The 23,380-nt window shown below is 60.2% G+C and carries 20 protein-coding genes; 6 read left to right on the forward strand and 14 right to left on the reverse strand.

Going from position 1 to position 23,380, the window contains the following annotated elements; all coding sequences use genetic code 11:
* Window positions 1–38 precede the first annotated feature (38 nt).
* The 14 genes from fliE to AC07OO_RS17455 form a co-directional block, all read right to left on the reverse strand.
* On the reverse strand, window positions 39–362 hold the full coding sequence (fliE, locus tag AC07OO_RS17390; protein ID WP_495083389.1) for a flagellar hook-basal body complex protein FliE: 324 nt from the start codon (window positions 360–362) through the stop codon (window positions 39–41).
* Window positions 359–772, reverse strand: a complete 414-nt coding sequence (gene flgC, locus AC07OO_RS17395) for a flagellar basal body rod protein FlgC (RefSeq protein WP_495083390.1) — start codon at window positions 770–772, stop codon at window positions 359–361. The genes fliE and flgC overlap by 4 nt, the downstream gene beginning before the upstream one ends.
* Before the next feature lie 17 nt (window positions 773–789).
* Window positions 790–1,182: a flagellar basal body rod protein FlgB gene (gene flgB / locus AC07OO_RS17400; RefSeq protein WP_495083391.1), complete on the reverse strand. Its 393-nt coding sequence runs from the start codon at window positions 1,180–1,182 to the stop codon at window positions 790–792.
* Window positions 1,183–1,198: 16 nt separating this feature from the next.
* Complete coding sequence (locus AC07OO_RS17405) at window positions 1,199–2,329, reverse strand: flagellar basal body P-ring protein FlgI (protein ID WP_495083392.1); 1,131 nt, start codon at window positions 2,327–2,329, stop codon at window positions 1,199–1,201.
* 1 nt (window position 2,330) lies between these two features.
* Window positions 2,331–2,930 carry a flagellar basal body L-ring protein FlgH gene (locus AC07OO_RS17410; protein ID WP_495083393.1) on the reverse strand — a complete coding sequence of 200 codons (600 nt, stop codon included), beginning with the start codon at window positions 2,928–2,930 and terminating at the stop codon, window positions 2,331–2,333.
* Window positions 2,927–3,964: a flagellar basal body P-ring formation chaperone FlgA gene (gene flgA / locus AC07OO_RS17415; RefSeq protein WP_495083394.1), complete on the reverse strand. Its 1,038-nt coding sequence runs from the start codon at window positions 3,962–3,964 to the stop codon at window positions 2,927–2,929. Before flgA ends, AC07OO_RS17410 begins: the two co-directional genes overlap by 4 nt.
* 2 nt (window positions 3,965–3,966) lie before the next feature.
* Window positions 3,967–4,761, reverse strand: a complete 795-nt coding sequence (flgG, locus tag AC07OO_RS17420) for a flagellar basal-body rod protein FlgG (protein WP_495083395.1) — start codon at window positions 4,759–4,761, stop codon at window positions 3,967–3,969.
* Window positions 4,762–4,806: 45 nt separating this feature from the next.
* The gene (locus AC07OO_RS17425) at window positions 4,807–5,637 is read right to left on the reverse strand and encodes a flagellar hook-basal body protein (protein ID WP_495083396.1); all 831 of its coding nucleotides are present in this window, start codon (window positions 5,635–5,637) and stop codon (window positions 4,807–4,809) included.
* Between the two features lie 36 nt (window positions 5,638–5,673).
* Window positions 5,674–7,755, reverse strand: a complete 2,082-nt coding sequence (locus tag AC07OO_RS17430; protein ID WP_495083397.1) for a flagellar biosynthesis protein FlhA — start codon at window positions 7,753–7,755, stop codon at window positions 5,674–5,676.
* Window positions 7,752–8,840 (reverse strand): EscU/YscU/HrcU family type III secretion system export apparatus switch protein, encoded by a 1,089-nt coding sequence (locus AC07OO_RS17435; protein ID WP_495083398.1) that lies wholly within the window; start codon window positions 8,838–8,840, stop codon window positions 7,752–7,754. The genes AC07OO_RS17430 and AC07OO_RS17435 overlap by 4 nt, the downstream gene beginning before the upstream one ends.
* On the reverse strand, window positions 8,833–9,666 hold the full coding sequence (locus tag AC07OO_RS17440) for a flagellar biosynthetic protein FliR (RefSeq protein WP_495083399.1): 834 nt from the start codon (window positions 9,664–9,666) through the stop codon (window positions 8,833–8,835). The genes AC07OO_RS17435 and AC07OO_RS17440 overlap by 8 nt, the downstream gene beginning before the upstream one ends.
* Before the next feature lie 24 nt (window positions 9,667–9,690).
* Window positions 9,691–9,957 (reverse strand): flagellar biosynthetic protein FliQ, encoded by a 267-nt coding sequence (locus AC07OO_RS17445; protein WP_495083400.1) that lies wholly within the window; start codon window positions 9,955–9,957, stop codon window positions 9,691–9,693.
* A gap of 211 nt (window positions 9,958–10,168) precedes the next feature.
* The gene (locus tag AC07OO_RS17450; protein WP_495083401.1) at window positions 10,169–10,894 is read right to left on the reverse strand and encodes a nucleotide-binding protein; all 726 of its coding nucleotides are present in this window, start codon (window positions 10,892–10,894) and stop codon (window positions 10,169–10,171) included.
* Window positions 10,895–10,930: 36 nt separating this feature from the next.
* Window positions 10,931–14,530, reverse strand: coding sequence for a transglutaminase family protein (locus tag AC07OO_RS17455; protein ID WP_495083402.1), 3,600 nt, complete (start codon window positions 14,528–14,530; stop codon window positions 10,931–10,933).
* Window positions 14,531–14,650: 120 nt separating this feature from the next.
* Between AC07OO_RS17455 and AC07OO_RS17460 the strand changes: the two genes are divergently transcribed.
* From AC07OO_RS17460 to AC07OO_RS17485, 6 genes are all read left to right on the forward strand, one after another.
* Window positions 14,651–17,203, forward strand: coding sequence for a DNA internalization-related competence protein ComEC/Rec2 (locus AC07OO_RS17460; protein ID WP_495083403.1), 2,553 nt, complete (start codon window positions 14,651–14,653; stop codon window positions 17,201–17,203).
* A 103-nt stretch (window positions 17,204–17,306) separates the two neighbouring features.
* Window positions 17,307–18,812 carry a circularly permuted type 2 ATP-grasp protein gene (locus AC07OO_RS17465; RefSeq protein WP_495083404.1) on the forward strand — a complete coding sequence of 502 codons (1,506 nt, stop codon included), beginning with the start codon at window positions 17,307–17,309 and terminating at the stop codon, window positions 18,810–18,812.
* 18 nt (window positions 18,813–18,830) lie between these two features.
* Window positions 18,831–19,790, forward strand: a complete 960-nt coding sequence (locus AC07OO_RS17470; protein WP_495083405.1) for an alpha-E domain-containing protein — start codon at window positions 18,831–18,833, stop codon at window positions 19,788–19,790.
* Between the two features lie 84 nt (window positions 19,791–19,874).
* On the forward strand, window positions 19,875–20,774 hold the full coding sequence (locus tag AC07OO_RS17475; RefSeq protein ID WP_495083406.1) for an HDOD domain-containing protein: 900 nt from the start codon (window positions 19,875–19,877) through the stop codon (window positions 20,772–20,774).
* A gap of 68 nt (window positions 20,775–20,842) precedes the next feature.
* A complete protein-coding gene (locus AC07OO_RS17480; protein ID WP_495083407.1) occupies window positions 20,843–22,363 on the forward strand; it encodes a methyl-accepting chemotaxis protein in 1,521 nt (506 codons plus the stop codon).
* A complete protein-coding gene (locus AC07OO_RS17485) occupies window positions 22,360–23,238 on the forward strand; it encodes a YihY/virulence factor BrkB family protein (protein ID WP_495083408.1) in 879 nt (292 codons plus the stop codon). Before AC07OO_RS17480 ends, AC07OO_RS17485 begins: the two co-directional genes overlap by 4 nt.
* Window positions 23,239–23,380: the final 142 nt, after the last annotated feature.

The raw sequence follows: 23,380 nt of genomic DNA on the forward strand, positions 1-23,380 counted from the left end.
TTTGCACTTTACTTACCTTGCTTGATTGCGGCGGTGGGCTATATCTGCATCTTCATGACGTCCTGGTAGGCTTCCAGTACCCGATTGCGCACTTGCATGGCCAGTTGAAACGACATGCGGCTTTCTTCCAGGCGGATCATGATTTGGTGGAGGTTTTCCGCGTTGCCTGCAGCCAGTTGCTGCAGGTCAACTTGGTTTGCAAGCAACTGCTGGTTGATTTGGTTGATGCCCTGCGTCACCATGCTTCCAAAGTCTCCCGAAGGGGCGCTCTTGTCGACTGGGCCGGTGCCACCAAGGGTCGGCAGCAGGGAAGGTTCTACTATTTGGGGAGCCGCTATGGCGGCGATTGATTCCATCGTCATGTTCCTGCTCCAATTTCCAGGGCCTTGAGCGCCATATTGCGCGCAGTGTTCATGGCCGCCACATTGGCTTCGTAAGAGCGCACCGCACTCATCATGGTGACCATTTCCGTTGCAGTGTCTACACCCGCGTAGGCCACGAACCCTTGTGCGTCGGCCATCGGGTGGCCCGGTTCATACACAGTACGTGGGGCCTGCCCGGTGGGCTCGATGTGAACCGAAACTGCGTTCAATCCGGCGGTCACGGCGTCACCAAATGCGTTTCGCGCTACCACGCGCAAAGGGCGGTACAAATTCCCATCAGGTCCAGCCACCGTATTGGCATTGGCAAGGTTGAGCGTGGCGACTTCCACGCGTGTGCGCTCTATCGTCATGCCAGTCGCGCTAATGGCAAATGCTTGTGAGTAGTCCATGGCTGCGTTCCTTCTGCTTAGCGTTTTCCGTCGCTGATAGCGACAGACAAAATACCCATGTGGCGCGACAGGCCCTTGATGAGTGCCTGGTATTGCACAGAGTTTTGTGCCATGTCTGCTACCTCCTGGTCCAACAAGACTTTTGCCGGGGTGCCTGCCGCATTGACCAGGTCTTCTACAGGTAGGGACTTATGCGCCCACTGGGTCACACTGGACGCGTCGAGTCTGCCGCGCTCATTCAATTCTTGGCGTATGTCTTGTACATAGGCCGCGAAATTGACGCGTTTGGGCGTGTACCCTTCTGTGTTCGCGTTGGCGATATTGTTGGCAATGACTTGGTGGCGTTTGCTCGCCGCATCGAGCGCGAGAGATAGCGTTGCAGTTGTAATCGCTTCGAGTCCGTCTAGCATAGTGTGAGTCCCTCTGTTATTGAACGACTAGCTCTGCATGCAGAGCCCCCGCCGTCTTGATGGCGCGCAGTATGGAAATAATGTCCCGCGTACTGGTTTTAAGCTGCGATAGCGACTGGACCAAGTCCGCCACGGTGTTGTTGCCCGCGACAAAGCCAGAGCCTTGTTGCTCATCAATGTCCAGCCGGGTATTGGTGATGATGGCGGTTCGGATGTCCGCACCCGGCTGACCAATAAGTCCCGTGGGTTGCGACGCACCAATCTGGTTGCTGATCGATACCTTGATATCGCCGTGGGAAATGGCGACCTTGGACAGTCGAACATCGCCTCCGGAGACGATAGTTCCGGTGCGCTCATTGATAACGACTTTGGCTCGACGATCCGGTTCTACGGTGACAGATTCGAGTTTGGCAATGAAGCCGACCAGGTTCTGGCGCTGCGACTCAGGGACGGTTATTTCGATTCCCGATGCATCGCGTGCGCGCGCCAGGTTTTCTCCGGCTTGCTCATTGATCGCGCTGGCAACGCGGCTTGCCGTCGTGTAGTCTGCTTCGGTCAGAAGGAAGGTAAGCAGGTAGTTGCTGGACAGCATTTGCGCGCTGACGCCGACCTCGACGGTTGCGCCGTTGGGCACTGAACCTACGGTTGGGTGGTTCTTTTGTATGACATTTCCACTTGCGTCGTAGCGGTACCCACCTACCGACAGTGCACCCTGGGCCAAGGCATAAGTTTTCCCATTGGCTCCTTTCAACGGAGTTAGGAGCAAGCTGCCTCCTACAAGGCTTCTCGCATCGCCCACAGACGTCACGGAGATATCAACGGCATCGCCTTGTCTGGCGAATGTAGGCAATTGGGCACTGACCATCACCACGGCGACGTTGCGGCTTTGGATTTGGTCCACCGGGATAGTCAGGTTGAACTGGGACAAGGCGTTGGACAGTGCTTGTCGGGTCGTCCGATTGTTGGACGAATCTCCTGTCCCTGCCAGACCTGTGACGATGCCCGTTCCGACCAACACGTTGTCGCGCCAGCCTTGCAGCTTGCCGAGGTCTTTGACCCGAATCGGGTCGGCATGGATGGGCGTGACGAACAAGAAACTGCTGGCCACTGCAATAGCAAATGTGCCGAGTGCGCGCATTGGCTTCATACTACAGACCCATCCAATCCAGCATATTGCGCCACCAAGGTTTGGTGGTGCGCTCGTCAATATCGCCTTCCCCAACGTAGGTAATCTTCGCGTCTGCAAGACGCGTGGAAAGCACGACGTTGCCATCGGAAATGTCTTGTGGTCGGACGCGTCCTTCCAAGGTTACTCTCTGTGGTTCCCGATTGACGGTGAGCATTTGTTCCCCCGAAACCAGCAGGTCGCCGTTTTGCAGTACTTCGCGCACGGTCACGGTGATGGTTGCCAACACGCGGTTGGCGCGTTGGGTTTTTCCTCCACCATCGAATTCTCCGCCCACGCGCAGACTACCTTGCGTCGTGGGATTGTTGTTGGATCCGAATTCAGCGGACACACTGTTCTTGCGGCGGGTGCCCGTGTCTGCGCTAGACGATGCGGTGGAATTTTCGTAGATTTGAATCGTCAAAGCGTCACCTTCCTGGTGTGCTTTGTTGTCGGCTGTCAAGGACCGGTATGACTGTTCCCTATACAAACTCTCTGCATGGCCCTGCGGTGCCACCAACAGCAGGCTGGTTGACAGCGCCACGGCTTTCAAACCTGCTATGGCCGTTCTAAGGTTCTTCATGGTTGAAACTCCAGATGTCCTGGGCTTGTTACACGAGCAAATACGGGGCTGTTGCCAAGCGCCGGTCTGACGCGCACCATCTGGCCCACCAGGCCGTCCTGCAGAACCTCGACACGGCTCTCCAGGTTCACTAGACCATTTTGGGACGTGAGACTGGCCCAGTCTCCACGGGATACTGCAGGAATGGGCTGTACATGGGCCGTGGTTATGGTTTCGCCTTTTTCGATGGATTTGCGCAGGCGCTGGTGCGCTACAGCGCCGGACGCGCTCGATGTACCACTTGTATCGATGGGAACACCCTGCACGCGTGTCAAATCCACTTCCTGGACGGAAAATTGTCCGGGACCAATGGGCATGCCTACCGGAAGGCGTTCCGAGGCAACGGCTCCCTTGGCATACACAGCCACTTCAAAAGTCACAGGCGTCGCCCGGGCGAAGCGTCCATTGAGCATGGCATCCACCCACACGGTCATGCGCTTTGACATCGGCGTGTCCCCAAGGCTGCGTGCGCTCAGTGACACGTTGCCCATTGGAAGCTGAAACCCGCTTGGATCGGACGCTGTTTGTACCTGTATCCGGTCCTTTTGCATGCCTAGCGCCAAGACCTTGGATTCAAGATGTTTTTGAAGCGCCACCTGAGCAACGTCCACCAATTCGCTGGAGCGTACGTCGGGGCCATAGGTGCCAACTTCGGACCGTGGGTTACCTTCCCATCGAACTTGGGAAGGTAACAACTTGAGGTATTGCGCTGTCCAGCGCTGCACGCGCTCAGCTTCCAGGCTCACCGACATACCTGGCAGCGGTGCGTGGCCGATGGGTACCGCCATGGCGCGTTGCAAGACTGTGAGGTCTGTGCTGCTGATATTGGCAACGTCTCCCAGTGTGACCTGTGCCTTCGAAACTTGTATATGCGGCTTCAACTCAAACCGCATTACGTAGGTTTGTAAAAAGGGGCTTGCGGCAAACGCGCTCGCGCATTGGACAGCCATGCAGGCTATACAGCACTTTCGCAAGAGATGGAGGGCGATCGACATGGTTATCTGCGTAGGGCGTTAACCATGCCCATCATTTCATCGCTGGCCTGTACCAATTTGACATTTGCTTCATAGGTACGTTGCGCAATCATCAAGTTGACCATTTCATCAACCATTTTTACGTTGGATCCTTCCAAATACCCATGCGCCAGGGTGCCAACCCCATCTTCGCCTGGTTTGGAGGCGAGGGCTTCGCCGGAAGCTTCGTTGGACTTGTAGAGGCCATCGCCGTATGTGAGCAAGCCCTGCGGGTTTGCAAATCTGACCAGCTCCAGTTGCCCAACATCTGCCAGCGTGGGATGGCTTGCAGAACTCACTTGCACACGCCCGTCGGGCTGTATCACTACGCTTTGCGCATTGTCGGGAATGGCGATGCCCGGTTTCAGCGGGTAACCGGCAGCTGTTGAGATAACCCCGTCCTTGTTGAGTTTGAACGTCCCACCCCGGGTATAGGCGCGAGACCCATCCGGCATGGTGACTTCCATGAAACCATCGCCCTTGATCGCAAGGTCGTAGGGCGAGTTTGTTTTCTTCAAATCGCCTGTGTCAAACATCTTCGCGATGGATGCAATGCCGACGCCCGCGCCCAGGCGCATGCTGGGTGCCAACAGTCCAAGGTTCGCATCAGCACCCGATGATGACGGTCGGGTGTTGTCCTGAACAACCAGGTCCGTGAAGGTGACGCGCCCCTTTTTGAAGCCGGTTGTATTGACGTTGGCCAAGTTGTTTGCAATGGTGTCAACGTTGAGTTGTTGCGCCTGCATGCCAGTAGCGCCGATGTAGAAAGCTTCAAACATTCTGTAATTCCTTGTGCAATATTGCTGTCATTGGCTGGATGGGTGTCAAGACAAGTCGCCAAGTTTGCGGATGGCTTGTCCCGTCATGTCGTCATATGTCAGTGCCGCCTTTTGCAGCGACTCGAAGTGGCGCATGGTTTGCATCAGTTGCACCATCTCTTGCATGGAATTGACATTCGAATTTTCCAGAAAGCCCTGGCGAACCTGACCGTCCGCAGCGGCCAGGGTGCTGGCGCCACTGCTTGGCTTCAAGAGGCCGCCACCCAAGCGCTGCATATTCTTCGGGTCGTCAATCTGGACAACTCTTAGCTGGGAAACTGGGACGGGGTCCAGACTCCCCCCCAAGGGTAAAGGACCGGTACGGACTTGGGTCCCCGCTTTTCCTAGCGCCTGCTGTGATTCGTACACTTTGCCATCGGGGTCAATGACTGGATTCGTACTGCCGGGATAAATCTCACCGTCCTTCCCCATCACAGGCATTCCCTGTGAGGTCACGAGGCGACCACGTGCATCCACATGAAAATCACCCTGGCGGGTGTAGGCGAGACCGTTTTCGGTCATCACTTCAAAAAAACCATTACCGGTTAGAGCCAGATCCAGACTTTGTCCGGTCGATTTCATGGTTCCAGGGCGCAGGTCAGTTTGGACAAAAAATGGAGTCACCAGAGGAGCGTCTTGGTTTGTCCCCTGGTCTGGAACCGTTGCCCCCAGTTGGGTGACCAAGGTGGAGAAGGTGGTAGTTGTCAGTGGACGGCTGGCAGCGACTTCCCGCTTGTAGCCCGGCGTCAAAGTGTTTGCCATGTTCATGCCAACGCGATCTATGCGTTGCATATCGTGTTGCATGGCTTGCAGGCTCAGAGCGAGGACTTCTTGCATGGCTGGTTTCTCAAGAGTGGACAGACGGGTGGTGGTTTACAACGTGACAACAGCGTAGGACTTCAGTTCTAAGTTGTTCGGTATCTCCGCCATGGAGAGGACGCGTAAATGGGGCATGACGCGCTCAGACAGCGCCCTGATATGGCGACGCAACTCAGGATTGCAGAGCAGGACGGGCAACATATTGCTTTTCATCATGCGTTCGGCCTGTAGCACCAATTTGGCAATGACTTGCTCGGCCAGTTTGGGTTCGATGACGAAAGAGTGGTTTACCGTGGCGGCTCCCTCTTCTTTGGGCATCTGTGCCGTCTGGACGTGCTGCATGATCCGACTCTCGATGGTCGGATCCAGAGTCAAGACATGCAATACGTTGGAGTCGCCTAGAAGTCCTTGGCAGATCGCGTGGCCCAATCGGTGGCGAACCACCTCGGTAAGGTAGTTGGCGTCCTTGGAATTCCGCCCCGCATCTGCCAGGGTTTCCAAAATAGCTTCAATGTGGCGAATGGATACCTTTTCGCGCAGCAGATTCTGCAGCACCCGCTGTACATCGCTCACCGATAGAACGGTTGGAATGAGTTCTTCAACCAGGCTCGGTTGGGTCTGGCGAACGCGGGCCAGGAGACGGTCGGTTTCAGCCCGCGTGAGAAGTGCAGCCGACTCTCGCCGCAAGACTTCCATTAGGTGGGTCATGAATACGGTGGGGGCATCGACCAACGTGAATTGTGCAGCGGTTGCGGCGCCGCGCTGGCTCTCTTCGATCCACAGGGCCGGCAGCGAGTAGGTCGGATCTCGGGTGACTTCCCCTGGAAGCATGTCGGTCTTGCCAGTGGGGTGGATGGCCAGCAGACGCCCCAGTTTGGCCTCTCCACGGCCATAGATGACACCGTCGAGTTGAATCTCGTAGCGATCGGTTCCCAGCCGGGCTGCATCTTTGAAACGCACACGCGGCAAGACCAAGCCATACTCCTGCGCGTGCTGCTTGCGAAATGCCGCAATGCGTTCCATAAATACTTCGTTGACCGACGGTACCCAATGGGTCCCCATATGGATCTCGATGGGTTCCACAGGCAGCAGCGCATAGGGATCGTCATTCGCCGGTCCGGTCTCGGTGCTTGCCGTTTTCGCGGCAGAGTCCTGCGCTTCCTGGTCCGATTCTTTGGGTTGCATCAGCTTGTGTGCAGTGGCTGCGACCGTGCCCACAAGCGCGATCAGGAGCAGCGTGGGCCACACGGGAATGCCGGGCAGAAACAGCAGGCCGGCCAAGGCGCTGATCACCAGTATCAATGTTTTTGGGAAAGATGTGATCTGCCGCAAAACCTCTTGACTCAGGTTCCCATCAGAGGCTGATCGCGTAACAATGATGCCGGTGCCCACCGCAATGACCAAGGCCGGGACCTGGGTCACGATGCCGTCTCCTATGGTTAGCAAGGTGTAGGTCTGCAGGGCCTGGTCCCACGGCAGTTTGTGTTGCATTACACCAATAATCAGCCCGCCAACGATGTCAATGAACAGGATGACGATGCCTGCAATCGCGTCGCCCTTGACAAACTTGCTGGCACCATCCATCGCGCCGTAGAAGGCCGCCTCTTTTTCAATATTTTTTCTGCGGCGCTGTGCTTCTGCTTGATCGATGAATCCCATGTTCAGATCAGCATCGATACTCATCTGCTGGCCTGGCATGCTGTCAAGGGTAAAGCGGGCGGCTACTTCAGAGACGCGTTGCGCGCCAGCGGTCACCACGACATACTGCACGACAATCAAGATCAAAAATACAATGAGGCCAATAACGTAATTGCCACCTACGACGTAGGATCCGATTGCGCCAATCACGCGTCCAGCGTCTCCGTCAGACAAAATCAAACGTGTAGCCGCGACGTTCAGGGATAGTCTGAACAAAGTGGCGATTAGCAAGAGCGAGGGAAATGTGGAGAACTCCACTGGCCGCGCCATATAAAAGGTGAGCAGCAGGATCAGCAGCGCAAAGCTGAAATTGGTCAGTATCAGAAAGTCCAGCAGAGAGCTGGGTATGGGTACAAAAAGCACCACCAACACGCCCAGTACCAGCAGCACCATGGCGATGTCGCTGTTTTTGCCGAAGAATCTTTGCAGCGCGTTCATGCTGCGGCCCCCTGCCTGCGCATGCCGGACTGCCGCTCCCGCATAGCGAAGACCCATACGATGATGCGCGCAACCTCGGCGAACATATCTGGCGGGACGTAGTGTTCTATGTCAAGCTCCTTGAATAGTCTGCGGGCTATCGTTGGACTTTGCACAACGGGTATATGGTGTCTGGCCGCAATCTTGCGCATGGCAGCTGCGAGATGGCCGGCCCCCTTTGCGACCACCTGGGGTGACTCCATTTCTCCGTGGACATATCTCAGAGCGACTGCAACGTGTGTTGGGTTGGTGAGCAAAACGTCGGCATTCTTGGTGTTGCGCAGCGATTGACTGCGTTTACGCATTTCGTTGCGCAACTCGCGCATCCGCGCACGCACCCGGGGGTCGCCATCCCTGTGCTTGGCTTCGTCCTTGACATCGCGCTTGCTCATTCGCATTTTTTTTGCAAATTCATGGCGGGTAAAAATGAGATCCAACAAGGCTATGAATCCCAAGATCAACGCCATCTTGATGCCCAGGCTGGACATGTCGTCAACCAGTGTCTTGACATACCCGATCGAAGAAAAAGCAGACAGGCTGTAAAACTGTGGGGCCAGGCTCTGCAAGGCATAGTAAGAAACCGTGGTCAGGAGCAGCAACTTGATACAAGCCTTCAATGCATCAACCAATGTGCGCACCGAAAAAAACTTCTTCAATCCATTGACCGGGTTGATGCGATCGAAATCCGCGGTAATGGGGTCCAATGACAGAACCGGTCCTGTCTGCATCAGGTTGGCCACGAGGGCCGCGATCATCAGGGTGGCAAGAAAAGGCACCATCAACGATAGCGAGGCTTTGATGCTGAAGGCAACGAGCGCCCACAGGCCGGAGGCTTCGATGTGGCCTGCGAGTTGCAACAGGTTTTGATCAAAACGAAACTGCTCACGGACGACGTCCAAGCCCTTCCAGGTAATGAAAATGACCGCGGCAAAGAACACCACAGCAGATACGACGTCGCTGCTTTTGGAGACCTGACCCTTCTCCCGCGCTTTTTGCAGCTTATAGGGGGTGGCTTCCTCATTCCGGTCCAGATCTTGCTCAGACATGGGGCAGATCCCAACTACCGGCGGAAAACAGAAAATCCCAACCGCTGAAGACGCTATTGAAAATCTTGGTCATGGCCCCTCCCATGGCCATGAACCATAAGGACAAGAGAACCAACCCTGCGACGATCTTCAACGGAATACCGAGCGCAAACATATTGACCTGGGGCAGATTTCGGGCGATGGTGCCCAGAGCCAGCTCGATCAACAAGATGCAGAAAACGACAGGTGCCGCCAAGGCGAATCCCAGGCTGAAGAGCCCTGTCACTTGCCTGAGGACTGGGACGAGCATGGCATCCATGCTCCACGACACACCCAGCGGGAAGTAGGCTACGCTGTAGGCCACACCTTTGAGCAAGGCATGGTGTCCATCCAGGATGAAGAAGCACACTACGGCCAGATTATTGAAGACTGAAACCAGGAGCGGGACAGGTCTGTGACTGACGGGATCGAGCATTTGGGCTATGCCGAAGCCGATTTGCAGGTCCAGCAATTGGCCAGCCACTGCAAACGCCGCGAATGCCAAAAGTATCCCCATGCCAAGAATCGCTCCGAATGCGGCTTCAAGGCAGACGGCGGTGATCAGCGCCCCTGTATCGGGTGGCAAACTGTTCGATGGGATTGGCAAGGCAAGAGACAAGGAAACAGACAGAGTCAAAATGAGCAAGGCACGCACGCTGCCGGGCATAGGCATGGCATACAGCACAGGCGTCATGGCCAGCACGGTTGCCAAGCGTGTGGACAACAGCAGCACGGCATAGGCCGCACCCGAAGAATGTGTCGCCCCCAAGGGAGAAACGAGCGACGAAAGAACCCGCGTCAGTTCCATGGATGCCAGTTGCAGCTCGTCAAGTTAAAACAGGGACGGGATGGATGTCCACAGCGACGTGGAATACTGTCCCAGCTTGCGCAGCATCCAAGGCCCGAAGAACAGCAGGGTTGCGCCTGCAGTCAACAGTTTGGGGACAAAGGTCAACGACATCTCTTGGATTTGCGTGACCACCTGCAAGATGCTGATCAGCAAGCCAACCAACATCGTCAAACCCATGATGGGCGCTCCTACGAGGAAACCGGTCCATAGCAGGTCGGACACCATTTTTAATGCCAAATCAGAATGCACGCTCCGCCCTCCCAGAGCGATACAAATATGGCTTTTTCACGATATGAGAGCCGATACGTTTTGATACGTTTGTGTCGGATTCTATCCGCTTCTGTAAATTTGCCTAAATTTTCGGCAACTCTCTGTCTGAAACAGTCCGCAGCAGCGCGCACAGTTCCCCACCATCTCCTGGCAGAGGACGGTGCATCTGGTGATTGGCCTTGGCTACTGGTTAGGCGTCGGCCTTGGCAATCTCTTCGTAGGCATGTTGCATCCAGGTGGACAGGCGCTGGCGCTCCATCAGACGCAGGCTTGCTTCGCCCGCGGTGGCATCGTTCTTGGCTGCCCAGAAGCTGCTGTTGTTGGCATCTATCTTTTGTACGACGGCGTCGTGCAGGTGCCTGATGGAAATCACCTTGGCGCCCAAGTCCAGCGCACGTTCCAACTGGCCCGAGCGCTCCAATTGGCCAAAGTCGTCTCCGCGCAACTGGTTGAGCACCAGCACATAGTTCAGGTGCTTGCCATAGCGGTCTAGCAGGCGCGTCAGCAAATCCACCGAATCGCGACCTGAGTCCATCACATGCCAATAGTGCAGCGTGAAGCCGGTGTCGTCGGCCATGTTCAACACGCCGGAGTCGTCAATCCACTTCACCAGTGGCTCGTGCGTCTGCGCGGCCAGATCGACCAACACGCGTACGCCGGGCAGTTCTACCGCGGCCTCGACGATATGGTCCAGCGCTTCATAGTGGTCAATCAATACCGCGGACGCAAAGTCTTTGTAAAAGCGCAGCAGCGCGCCATGCGAGCGGTCGGTGTCGAAGCCGACAAACGGGATGTTCTTGTCGATGAAATACTGGGCTAGCAGGCGGGCCACCATGGATTTGCCAACCCCGCCTTTTTCTCCACCAATCATGTGGATCTTGGATGGGGCTATGGGTTGGTCTGAAGGATTTTGCATAAACGCTCTGGGTTGAAAGAAGGGGGGACAGCATGCCTAGCCGCGTCGCAGATCCCGTGTAAACGGAAACTCCTTGCTGCCCGCCACGTTGATCGTCGCCGGCGGCACATGCACCACACCCGGTGTATGGCCGGTAGAGGTGAAGCGCGTCAGGCGGCGGCTTTCGGCTTCGAAGGAGTTGACGGGGAAGTTGTCATAACTGCGTCCACCCGGATGTGCCACGTGGTATTGGCAGCCGCCCAGGGAGCGCTTCATCCACGTATCGATGATGTCAAAGGTTAGCGGGGCGTGCACGCCTATCGTGGGGTGCAAGCTGCTGGGTGGGTTCCAGGCTTTGAACCGCACGCCGGCTACAAATTCACCAACCGTGCCGGTGCTTTGCATGGGCAATGCCTGGCCGTTGCAGGTGATGACATAGCGGCTTTCGTTCAGGCCTTTCACATGCACTTCCATGCGCTCCAGTGACGAGTCCACATAGCGGGCCGTGCCGCCGGCCGAGCTTTCCTCGCCCATCACGTGCCAGGGCTCCAGCGCGCAGCGCAGCGTCAATTCGATGCCGGCCGATTGGACCGATCCGACCAGCGGGAAGCGGAACTCCACGTGGGGTGCGAACCAGCTCGGGTCGAACGGGTAGCCCGCGGCGCGCATGTCCGTTACCACATCGTCGAAGTCCATCTTGATGAAGGTGGGCAGCATGAAGCGGTCGTGCAACTCTGTGCCCCAGCGGGTCACCGGCGCTTCATAAGGCTTCTTCCAGAAGCGGGCGACCAGCGCACGCAGCAGCAGTTGCTGCACGATGCTCATGCGCGGGTGCGGTGGCATCTCGAACGCACGCAGTTCCAGCAGGCCCAGGCGGCCGGTGGCCGAGTCGGGCGAGTACATCTTGTCGATGGAAAACTCGCTGCGGTGGGTGTTACCGGTCACGTCGATCAGGATGTTGCGCAGCGTGCGGTCCACCAGCCACGGGGGCATGCTCTGGCCGTACAGCTCGCGGTTCTTGTAGATCTGCTCAATCGCAATTTCCAGCTCGTACAGCTGGTCGTTGCGGGCCTCGTCCACGCGTGGCGCCTGGCTGGTAGGACCAACGAACATGCCGCTGAACAGGTAGCTCAACGACGGGTGGTTGTGCCAGTACAGCAGCAGGCTGGCCAAGAGTTCGGGTTTGCGCAGGAAGGGGCTGTCGGCCGGTGTGGCGCCGCCCATCACGAAGTGGTTGCCGCCGCCGGTGCCGGTGTGGCGGCCATCGGTCATGAACTTCTCGGCCGAGAGGCGGGATTCGAACGCCGCGTTGTATAAGAACTCGGTGTTGTAGACCAGCTCTTTCCAGTTGTTGACCGGGTGGATGTTGACCTCAATGACGCCGGGGTCGGGTGTGACTTGCAGCAGCTTGAGACGCGGGTCGCGCGGGGGCGGGTAGCCCTCCAGTACCAGCTTCATGCGCAGCTCTTGTGCTGTGGCTTCGATGGCGGTCAGCAGGTCCAGGTAGTCTTCCAGGCGCTCCAGCGGCGGCATGAAGACATACAGCACGCCGGATGGTGTGCCCACTGCTTCGGCCTTGGGGCCGCTGGCGCGGCGCGGGTCGCGCACTTCCACGCACAGCGCGGTGCGAGTCACCCAATGGGCGGATTCGCCGCGTGCAGGCGCCCGCACATAGTCGTGCGGCTCCGTCTGCGCAGCGCGGCGCGCGGCCAGATCGGCCAGCGTGGGGCTGGTGCCAGCGGTGACGGGCGCCGCTGCGGACGCGATGCCCGCTTTGCCGTTCAATGCGTTCTGGTACTTGCGCGCGGCTTCCTGCTGTGTGGTGGCGCTGCTCAGGTAGGGCACATCGGCACGGGCCGTCTGGCCACCCACAGTGCCGACCGGTGGCGCGGCGGTGCTGCTGGTGACGGCCGGGCCAGCGGCGTTGGCGTAGCGCGCAATGAATGCGCCATGCGAGGGCAATGGTCCGCGCGGCGCGCTGGGGTCGGTCTCTACCAAATAGGGGAAGTCGGCCTTGCTGACCCATGGCAACGAGTCCAGCGGCAGACGCAGGCCCATGGGTGAATCGCCGGGCATCAGGTACATGCGCTCGTCACGGAAGAACCAGGGGCCGGTGGTCCACTTCGGGCCACTGAGGCTGGGGCCTTCACCGGCTTTGATGGGCAGCACATAGCCGATGGCGGTGTCCAGCTTTTGTGCGAACACGCGGCGCAGCCGCGCGCGCTCCATTTCGTCGTCGAGCTTGGAGTGGAACGGGTCCACATTCACCGGCAGGCGCCGTTCGCGCCACAGGTAGTACCAGGCGTCTTCGTAGCCAGGCAGGATGTACTGGTCGGTCACGCCCAGGCGCCTGCACAGGGTCTGCGTGAAGCGCATGGCATCTGCGCTGGTGTAGTAGGTGGGATCGCGCTCGTCGGTGAACAGCGAAGGGTCGGACCAGACCGGCTGTTTGTCGGCCCGCCAGTAGATGTTCAATGCCCAGCGCGGCAGCTGCTCACCGGGGTACCACTTGCCCTGACCAAAATGCAGGAAACCGCCCTGGCCGTATTCGTGGCGCAGCTTGTGCACCAAGGCTGTAGCAAAGCCGCGCTTGGTGGGGCCTAGGGCGTCGGTGTTCCATTCGGCGGCGTCGCGGTCGTTGACGGCCACAAAGGTGGGCTCACCCCCCATGGTCAAGCGCACATCGCCGGCTACCAACTCTTTGTCTACCGCAGCGCCCAGGTCCATGACGTCGGCCCATTGCTCCTCGGTATAGGGCTTGGTTACACGGGGCGACTCGTAGATGCGGGTCACCTGCATGTGGTGGCTGAACTCCACCTCGCTCTCGTCCACGCCGCCTTCAATGGGCGCCGCCCCCGAGGGCTGGGGTGTGCAGGCCAGCGGGATGTGGCCTTCACCGGCCAGCAGGCCGCTGGTGGCGTCCAGGCCTATCCAGCCGGCGCCAGGCAAATAGACTTCGCACCAGGCGTGCAGGTCGGTGAAATCGACCTCGGTACCGCTGGGACCGTCCAGGGCCTTGACGTCGGGTTTGAGCTGTATCAGATAGCCCGACACAAAGCGGGCCGCCAGCCCGCAATGGCGCAGCAGTTGCACCAGCAACCAGCCGGAGTCGCGGCAGGAGCCCGATCCCTTGGTCAGCGTTTCCTCCGGCGTTTGCACGCCGGGCTCCATGCGTATGGTGTAGCGGATGTCGTTGTGCAGCATCTGGTTCAGGTCGACCAGAAAATCGATGGTGCGCCGCTTGGTGTAGTTGATCTTGGCGAGGTAGTCGTTGAGCAGCGGGGTGCGCTCGTCGGCCAGCAGATAGGGCAGCAGTTCTTCCTGCAGCATGGGTTCGTATTTGAACGGAAACTCCTCGGCTGACGGCTCCAGAAAGAAGTCGAACGGGTTGTAGACCGCCATCTCGACGACCACGTCCACCGTGACCTTGAACTCGCGCGTCTTGTTGGGGAAGACCAGTCTCGCCTGGTAGTTGGCAAACGGGTCTTGCTGCCAGTTCAGGAAGTGGCCCTCGCTGGGCTCCACTTTGAGCGAATAGGAAATGATCTTGCTACGGCAGTGCGGCGCCGGGCGCAGGCGCACAACCTGGGGGCCTAGCGCTACCAGGCGGTCGTAGCGGTAGTGGGTAACGTGGTTCAGTGCAGCGTGAATGGACATGGCAGATCGTCTCGTTAGGACTCGTAAGTCGGTTCAATGCAAAGGGGCGTCCCGTTGCACGCATGGTAGCAAGCAATTACTACGCCACCGAAAATAGCGGGTTAGCATGGCCCTGTGCGCATGCTCTCTTTCCTCTTCCACGGTCAAGCCCGATTGCTGTTGGCGGCATTGCTGGGTGTGGTGCTGGGCACGGCCCTGCAATTGCAGCAGGCGCAGCTCTTTGCGTGGCAGGTCTATGCGGCTATTGTGCTGCTAGCCCTCGTCGTATATGCACTATCAGCTATTGAAAACATAGCATACGCTTGGCACTCGGTGTTGGCGATGCTGGCGCTGGGGCTGCTGTGTTTTGGTACGACGGGCCTGCGCTCCACTGTCTATCTGGGTGAGGCCCTGGACCCGGCATTGGAGGGGCGCGATGTGCAGGTCGTGGGCGTGGTGGCCAGCCTGCCCCAACGCAACGAATCGGGCCTGCGCTTTCGGCTGGAGGTGGAATCTGCATCCCTGGATGCCAAGGCGCTGCGCCTGCCGCCGCTGGTGGATGTGGGCTGGTATGGCGGTACGTTTTCCGCCGGGCCTGCGGTGTGGGAGGGCGCTACCAATCCCAAGGACGCAGCCAAGAACGCCGACGCCGTGTTGCCCCCGTCCAGCCAAAACCGCCAGCCGGCCGATGTGCGGGCCGGCGAGCGCTGGGCGCTGACGCTGCGGCTGAAGGCGCCGCACGGCAGCCGCAACCCCTTTGGCTTTGACTACGAACTCTGGTTGTGGGAGCAGGGCGTACAGGCCACTGGCTATGTGCGCTCTACCGCCAAAGACGCTGAGCCGCAAAACCTCGGCCAGACCTGGCGCCACCCCGTCGTGCTGGCCCGCCAGACGGTGCGCACGCGCATCTACCAGCAGGTGAGCGAGCGCCAGTTTGCCGGCATGATCGCCGCGCTGGTGGTGGGCGACCAGGCGGCCATTGACCGGGTGGACTGGGATGTGTTCCGCGCCACGGGCGTCGCGCATTTGGTCAGTATCTCTGGGCTCCACATAACCATGTTTGCCTGGGGCGCGGCCTGGCTGGTGGGCTGGCTCTGGCGGCGCTCGGGTCGGCTGTGCATTGCGTTGCCGGCACCCAGTGCGGCGCTGGTCGGTGGCGTGTTGCTGGCCACTGCTTACGCCGTATTCTCTGGCTGGGGCGTGCCGGCCCAGCGCACCTGCCTGATGCTGGCCACGGTCGCGCTGCTGCGTCTGTCGGGCGCGCGCTGGCCCTGGCCCCTGGTGTGGATGCTGGCCTGCGCCGTGGTCGTGGTTTGCGACCCTTGGGCGCTGCTGCAGGCCGGGTTCTGGTTGAGCTTTGTCGCGGTGGGTGTGCTATTTGCTACTGATTTAGGAGCGAATAATGCAGATGATACGAGGGCTAACGGACTAAATGGCTTGCAAGATCCCGGCGAACCTGCTCCAAGAAGCCTGGCACTTCTCCGGGGCGGTGCAATGCGCGCTGCGAGAGGCCTGGCGGGCGCCTTTCGTGAGCAATGGGTGATCACGGTGGCGCTGACGCCGCTGACGCTGCTGCTGTTTGGTCAGGTGTCGGTCGTGGGTTTGGTTGCCAATGCATTGGCCATCCCGTGGATCACGCTGGTGGTAACACCCCTGGCCATGTTGGGCGTGCTGCTGCCGGCGTTGTGGACTGTGGCGGCTGGTGCTATCGGCTGGTTGTATGCCTATCTGCAGTGGCTGGCGTCTTGGCCGTGGGCATCTGTTGCGGTGGCGGTACCGCCGCTGTGGGCGGGCGCGGCCGGCGTGTTGGGTGGGCTGCTGTTGGTGTTGCCTTGGTCTTGGCGTTTACGGGTCTTGGGTCTGCCCCTGTTGCTGCCGGTCTTGCTGTGGCGCGCACCGTTGCCGGCGGTGGGGCAGTTTGAACTGCTGGCCGCTGATATCGGCCAGGGCAATGCCGTGTTGGTGCGCACAGCCAACCACGCGCTGCTGTACGACGCAGGCCCCCGCTTCAGCCTGGAGAGCGATGCTGGCCACCGCGTGCTGGTGCCGCTTTTGCAGGCCTTGCATACACGGCTGGACATGCTGTTGCTCAGCCACCGGGACATGGACCACGTGGGCGGCGCGCCCGCCGTGCTGACCATGCAGCCCCGGGCCGAACTGCTTAGTTCCATTGAGGCCGGCAATGCCTTGCAGACCTTGCGTCCGGCCCGGCGCTGCGTGGCGGGCCAGCATTGGGAATGGGATGGCGTACAGTTTGACGTGCTACATCCTCAGGCGACGGACTATGACGCGCAAGCCAAGTCCAACGCCATGTCCTGCGTGCTGCGCATTGCCAATGGTGCACAAACGGCCTTGCTGGTGGGGGATATTGAGCAGCCGCAAGAGGCGGCTTTGGTGGAGCAGGGCGTTGACCTTAGAGCGGATGTACTGCTGGTTCCGCACCACGGTAGCAAGACCTCCAGCAGTGCGGAATTTCTGGACGCTGTGGCGCCGCGCACAGCCATCGTCCAATCCGGCTACCGCAACCGCTTTGGCCACCCGGCGCCCGCCGTGCTGGCGCGCTACCAGGAGCGGCAGATCGCAATCGTGGATTCGCCCCATTGCGGGGCTTACACCTGGCAGTCGTGGCAGGCCCAGAATGGTGCATGCCTGCGCAGCCAGGGTTTACGGTATTGGCACCACAATGTGCCATAGTGGGGGCGGATGATGGCATCCAACTTGCTATCCTCCGGTTCACGGCAAAGCTACATTACGCACGGGAGCGAATGAATCCCCGGCGGTACCAGGAGAGAGGTCTATGCAGAAGTTTGACGAGATGTATACCAGCTTGCCCTACCAGTTCTTTTCCAAGGGCGCGCAGGTTCGGGATCACTACAAGATCTATGACGAATGGCTGGCACGCCAGCCGGGCGACATGATGGCCAAGCGGCGAGAAGAGGCGGAGATGATTTTCCGCCGCGTTGGTATCACCTTTGCCGTCTATGGCGAGAAGGATGAGTCCGGCGCCGGTACCGAGCGGCTCATCCCCTTTGACCTGATACCCCGCATCATCCCGGCCCACGAATGGGCCAACATGGAAAAAGGCCTGGTGCAGCGGGTCACCGCGCTGAACCGCTTCATCCACGACGTCTACCACGACCAGGAGATCATCAAGGCCGGTGTCGTGCCGCGCGAGCAGGTTGAAAACAACGCCCAGTTCCGGCCCGAGATGGTGGGCGTGGACGTGCCGCACCAGATCTACTCGCACATCAGCGGCATCGACATCGTGCGCGCGCCCGACAGCGCCGGCAAGGGCGAGTACTACGTGCTGGAAGACAACCTGCGCGTGCCCAGCGGCGTGAGCTATATGTTGGAAGACCGCAAGATGATGATGCGGCTGTTCCCCGATCTGTTCAGCGCGCACCGTGTGGCCCCCATTGCCCATTACCCGGACATGCTGCTGGAGACCTTGCAGGCCAGCAGCCCGGCCACCACGGCCGAGCCCACGGTTGTGGTGCTGACGCCCGGCATGTACAACAGCGCTTATTTCGAGCATGCCTTCCTGGCACAGCAGATGGGCGTGGAGCTGGTCGAGGGGCAAGACCTGTTCGTCAAAGACAATTTTGTGTACATGCGCACGACGCGCGGCCCGCGCCGGGTGGACGTGATCTACCGCCGGGTGGACGACGACTTCCTGGACCCCACGGCGTTCCGGCCCACGTCTACGCTGGGTTGTGCGGGCTTGCTCAACGCCTACCGGGCCGGCCATGTGACCATCTGCAATGCGGTGGGTACCGGCGTGGCGGACGACAAGTCCATCTACCCCTATGTGCCCAAGATGATCGAGTTCTACCTGGGCGAGAAGCCCATCCTGAACAATGTGCCCACCTACATGTGTCGCAACAAGGACGATCTGGCCTACACACTGGCCAACCTCAAGGATCTGGTCGTTAAAGAGGTGCACGGCGCCGGTGGCTACGGCATGCTGGTGGGGCCTGCATCCACCAAGGCCGAGATTGAAGACTTCCGCAAGGCCATTCTGGCCAACCCCAGTGGCTATATCGCCCAGCCCACGCTGAGTTTGTCCAGCTGCCCGACCTTTGTGGAAAGCGGCATCGCCCCGCGCCACATCGACCTGCGGCCCTATGTGCTCAGCGGCAAGACCGTGGACATGGTGCCCGGCGGCTTGACCCGTGTGGCGTTGAAAGATGGTTCGCTGGTGGTGAATTCGTCACAGGGTGGTGGCACCAAGGACACCTGGATTTTGGAAGACGAAACCACCGGCGCCGCAACTGCGCCATCTCAAACACAAACACAATCCTGAAACTCGCGGAGAAACCCCATGCTGTCACGCACCGCAGACCATCTTTTCTGGATGTCCCGCTACACCGAGCGGGCCGAGAACACCGCCCGCATGCTGGACGTCAACTACCAGGCATCGCTGCTGCCCCACTCCGACGCCGTGGCCCAGGTGGGCTGGCAGGGCCTGCTGTCCATCAGCGAGCTGCTGCCGGCTTACACCAACCGCTATGGGGCGATCAGTGCGCGCAATGTCATGGACTTCATGGTCAAGGACGAGAGCAACCCGTCTTCCATCATCTCCTGCCTGGGCGCGGCGCGTGAGAACGCGCGCGCCGTGCGCGGTACGCTGACCACCGAGGTATGGGAGACGCAGAACACCACTTGGCTGGAGGTCAAGCGCATGCTGAAGTCCGGCGAGTTCGAGGCCGACCCGGCGCAGTTCTTTGAGTGGGTCAAATTCCGCTCGCACCTGTCGCGCGGTGTCACCGTGGGCACGATGCTGATCGACGAGGCCTTGCATTTCATGCGCCTGGGTACTTTCCTGGAGCGGGCCGACAACACGGCGCGGTTGGTGGATGTGAAATTCCATGCCGTGCAAAGCGACTTCTTTGGCGCCGCCACCGAGCAGGACCAGGAGTACGACTTCTACCACTGGAGTGCGATCCTGCGCAGCGTCTCGGGCTTTGAGGTCTACCGCAAGGTCTACCGCGATGTCATCAAGCCCGAGCGCGTGGGCGAGCTGTTGATACTGCGCCCTGACATGCCACGCTCGCTGCATGCGAGCCTGAACGAGGTGGTGGCCAATCTGTCGCTGGTGACCAGCGATGCATCCAGCGAAACCCTGCGCCGCGCGGGCAAGCTGCGCGCCGAGTTGCAGTACGGCCGCATCGACGAAATCCTGGCCACCGGCCTGCATGCCTATCTGACGCAGTTCCTGGACCGGGTCAATGATCTAGGTGTGCACATCAGCCGCGAGTTTCTGGTGCCGGTAGGGGCCTGACGCACGGGATTTGCACGGCGTCAGCAAAGTGTGGGGCGAATCCGGCAATAATGTTTTTTTGCATTTACTTGGACCGGACTTGGTATGCAGAGCAAGCCAACGCAAAGCAGCACGCCCACCCCTACCGCCACCGACCGTGAGCTGGACCGAGCTCTGGCTTCCGGGCCGCTGCGCGAAATCGTCATTCCCCCCTGTCCCGAATTGCTGATCGCGCTGCGGCGCGAGATGGACAAGGAAGACCCCGATCCGCAGATCGTGGCTGGCATTGCCGGGCGCGACGTGGCCATGTCGGCCTCGCTGATACGCACGGCCAACAGCCCCTACTACGCACGCTCCCGCGCTGTCACTTCGGTCAGCGAGGCCCTGGGCCTCTTGGGCCTGCGCATGACGGAGAAGCTGCTGACGGCCTTTTTGACGCGCAACTCGGTTCGCGTCACCTCGCCGTTGCTGGAGCACTTCTGGGACACCTCTACCCGCCGCGCGTTGGCGATGGCATACATTGCCCGCCAACTCCGCGGCGTGGACCCGGACCTGGCCTATACCGGCGGCCTGTTCTGCCATATCGGCATTCCGATTCTGATGCAAGGTGTGCGCGGCTACGCGGGCACGCTGACCGAGGCGCTGGCCCGCCAGGACCGCAGTTTCACCGAGACCGAGAACGCCGCCCATAAGACCGACCACGCGGTAGTGGGCTCGTTGGTGGCACGCACCTGGCGCCTGCCCACGCAGATCTACCAGGCCGTGCGCCTGCACCACGACTTCACGATCCTGCCCGACAAGAGTCTGCCGGTCGACGTGCGCATGCTGGTGGCCATGGGTCTGGTGGCCGAGCATCTGGTGACCCTGCATGAGGGCGTGGGCGAGCAGCACGAGTGGGCCCTGCACGGACCCACCTGCATGGCGGCGCTGTCCATTGACGAGACCGAGGTGGATGATTGGCTGGATGCGCTGCACCCGGTCTTTGATAGCGTGACCAACGTCTGATAGGTGGCTTCTGGAGGATACTGGGGCTGTGCAGATCGTGTCGCCAATGAGAGATTGAAAGGGGTCCCATGACTATTCGCAATCGTTTGATGTTGGGCTTTGGTGTCATGCTGGGCTTGCTGGCCCTGGTGGCCGGTGTGGGGCAGATGCAATTGGCCCAGATACAGCACTTCAACACCGCGCTGGATGAGCGGGCCTTCCGATTGTCCCTGGCATCGGATTGGGCCGTGCAGGTCAAGGTCGCCGTGGCCAAGAAGGCCGCGGTGCCCAGCCTGGACAGCGAGCAGGTCAAGAAGCTGGGCAGCCTGACGCAGGCGGACGACGAGAAGAAGGCGTTGTCCGCGGCACTGGCTTCGCACACCGCCTCACCCGAAGACCATATGCAGGCCGTGGACCAACTGGCCGCCAAGCTCGTCAGCCTGCAGATTGCCGACAGCGGCCAATTGCAGTCCGCACTGTCCCGGGCCGTGACGCTGAATTGGAGCGTGCTCTTCATAGGCATCGTGCTGGGTGTGGGCATCGCGATGCGCATATCGGGCGGCATCGTGCGGCCCTTGACCGAGGCGGCTGCGGTGGCGCAAAACATTGCGGGTGGCGATTTGTCCAACACCATCCATGCCGGCGGCGCGGACGAGGTGGGCGCCATGATGACCGCCTTGCAATCCATGCAGGGCAATCTGGCCAAGCTGGTGGCCAATGTGCGCCAGGGCTCCGAGGGCGTGGCCACCGCATCGTCGGAAATTGCCCAGGGCAATAACGACTTGTCGTCGCGGACCGAACAGCAGGCCAGTGCGCTGGAGCAGACCGCCGCGCGCATGGAAGAGCTGGGCACCACGGTGCAGCAAAACGCCGACTCGGCCCGCCAGGCCAACCAGTTGGCACAGAGTGCGTCTACGGTCGCCGTCCAGGGCGGCAATGTGGTGGGGCAGGTGGTGGAGACGATGAAGGACATCAACGACTCCAGCCGCAAGATTGCCGACATCATCAGCGTTATCGATGGCATTGCCTTTCAGACCAACATCCTGGCTTTGAATGCCGCTGTGGAGGCGGCGCGGGCCGGCGAGCAGGGACGCGGCTTTGCCGTCGTGGCCTCCGAGGTGCGATCGTTGGCCGGCCGCAGTGCCGAGGCCGCCAAGGAGATCAAGTACCTGATCAATGCCAGTGTGGAGCGTGTTGAAAGAGGCTCGGCTCTGGTCGACCAGGCCGGCGAGACCATGACCGAGGTGGTCAGCTCCATCCGCCGTGTGACCGACATCATGGGCGAGATCAGCGCTGCCAGTAGCGAACAAGCCGCTGGCGTGGCGCAGGTGGGCGAGGCCGTGCGCCACATGGACAATGCCACGCAGCAGAACGCTGCTTTGGTGGAAGAGATGGCCGCCGCGGCCAGCAGCCTCAAAGGCCAGGCGCAGGAACTGGTGCAGTTGGTGGCAGTGTTCAAGCTCTCCAGCGACCAGAGCCATGGCCATGGCGTGCCGGCCTACCGCGCACCGGCAGCGGCAGCGGCAGTGCCCAGCATTGCTGCCAAACCGCAGGCCTTGCGAGGCCCATCGACGGCGCGAGCCACGGTCAAACAATTGCCGCGCGGATGAGGTTACGGGTCTCGCCCGGCCGCAACAAGGCCGTGCTGCATATCCTGTCCCACCCGCTGGGTTTTGCACTGCAGGTGCTGCGGGCCTTCAACGCCAACCAGGGGCTGATGCTGGCGGGTGCCATTGCGTATTACGCGTTGCTGTCCTTGGTGCCGCTGTTGATACTGTCGGTCATTGTCTTGTCGCACTGGCTGGACCAGGCGGAGCTGTTGATGGCCATAGGCCGCTACCTGGAGTGGCTGGTGCCCAGCCAGTCCAAGGCGGTGCTGGGCGATGTGCAGGTTTTCATGGACAACCGCGTCACGATTGGCGCTGTGCTTTTGCTGACCATGCTGTTTTTCAGTTCGCTGGCCTTTGGCATTCTGGAGAAGGCCATGGGCCTGATCTTTGTGCACCGCGAACTGCTCAGCAAGCGCCACAAGCTGGTGTCCATGGTGCTGCCGTATTGCTATGTGCTGGCGTTGGGTGTGGCCTTGCTGGTGCTGTCGGTGGCCACGACGGGCCTGCAAACCCTGGCGCAAGAGAGCATCACCGTGCTGGGCTACGAATGGTCGCTGGTGGGCGTGTCAGGTTTGTTCTTGTATGTGCTGGGCTTTGCGGCGGAGACACTGATCGTGGCCTCCATCTACCTGACCTTGCCGGTGGGCCGCATGCCGGTGCGCCACGCGGTGCTGGGCGGGCTGGCGGCCAGTTCGGCATGGGAGGTGATCCGCCACTTGCTGGTGTGGTACTTCACGACACTGTCCAAGACCAGCGTGGTCTATGGTTCATTGACGACGGCCGTCGTCGCCTTGTTCTGCATGGAAATCATCGCCGCGCTGCTGTTGCTGGGCGCGCAGGTCATTGCGGAGTACGAGCGGCTGGAGCGGGCCTGATCAGCGACCCGCGCAGCATGTGGGGGCAACAAATCCGCGCCGGGCCGCCCCAAGCGGATTTAGCCCCTTGAGGGGGCAGTGACCCGCGCAGCGGCGGAGCGTGGGGGCTAGAGTCGCCGCCGGGCCGCCCCAAGGCGACTAC

Source organism: Rhodoferax sp. GW821-FHT07G04 (genome assembly GCF_059418585.1).

Coding starts and splice junctions, on each gene's coding strand:
- fliE (WP_495083389.1), bottom strand. CDS start 362: ATGACGATGGAATCAATCGCCGCCATAGCGGCTCCCCAAATAGTAGAA.
- flgC (WP_495083390.1), bottom strand. CDS start 772: ATGGACTACTCACAAGCATTTGCCATTAGCGCGACTGGCATGACGATA.
- flgB (WP_495083391.1), bottom strand. CDS start 1,182: ATGCTAGACGGACTCGAAGCGATTACAACTGCAACGCTATCTCTCGCG.
- AC07OO_RS17405 (WP_495083392.1), bottom strand. CDS start 2,329: ATGAAGCCAATGCGCGCACTCGGCACATTTGCTATTGCAGTGGCCAGC.
- AC07OO_RS17410 (WP_495083393.1), bottom strand. CDS start 2,930: ATGAAGAACCTTAGAACGGCCATAGCAGGTTTGAAAGCCGTGGCGCTG.
- flgA (WP_495083394.1), bottom strand. CDS start 3,964: ATGTCGATCGCCCTCCATCTCTTGCGAAAGTGCTGTATAGCCTGCATG.
- flgG (WP_495083395.1), bottom strand. CDS start 4,761: ATGTTTGAAGCTTTCTACATCGGCGCTACTGGCATGCAGGCGCAACAA.
- AC07OO_RS17425 (WP_495083396.1), bottom strand. CDS start 5,637: ATGCAAGAAGTCCTCGCTCTGAGCCTGCAAGCCATGCAACACGATATG.
- AC07OO_RS17430 (WP_495083397.1), bottom strand. CDS start 7,755: ATGAACGCGCTGCAAAGATTCTTCGGCAAAAACAGCGACATCGCCATG.
- AC07OO_RS17435 (WP_495083398.1), bottom strand. CDS start 8,840: ATGTCTGAGCAAGATCTGGACCGGAATGAGGAAGCCACCCCCTATAAG.
- AC07OO_RS17440 (WP_495083399.1), bottom strand. CDS start 9,666: ATGGAACTGACGCGGGTTCTTTCGTCGCTCGTTTCTCCCTTGGGGGCG.
- AC07OO_RS17450 (WP_495083401.1), bottom strand. CDS start 10,894: ATGCAAAATCCTTCAGACCAACCCATAGCCCCATCCAAGATCCACATG.
- AC07OO_RS17455 (WP_495083402.1), bottom strand. CDS start 14,530: ATGTCCATTCACGCTGCACTGAACCACGTTACCCACTACCGCTACGAC.
- AC07OO_RS17460 (WP_495083403.1), top strand. CDS start 14,651: ATGCTCTCTTTCCTCTTCCACGGTCAAGCCCGATTGCTGTTGGCGGCA.
- AC07OO_RS17465 (WP_495083404.1), top strand. CDS start 17,307: ATGCAGAAGTTTGACGAGATGTATACCAGCTTGCCCTACCAGTTCTTT.
- AC07OO_RS17470 (WP_495083405.1), top strand. CDS start 18,831: ATGCTGTCACGCACCGCAGACCATCTTTTCTGGATGTCCCGCTACACC.
- AC07OO_RS17475 (WP_495083406.1), top strand. CDS start 19,875: ATGCAGAGCAAGCCAACGCAAAGCAGCACGCCCACCCCTACCGCCACC.
- AC07OO_RS17480 (WP_495083407.1), top strand. CDS start 20,843: ATGACTATTCGCAATCGTTTGATGTTGGGCTTTGGTGTCATGCTGGGC.
- AC07OO_RS17485 (WP_495083408.1), top strand. CDS start 22,360: ATGAGGTTACGGGTCTCGCCCGGCCGCAACAAGGCCGTGCTGCATATC.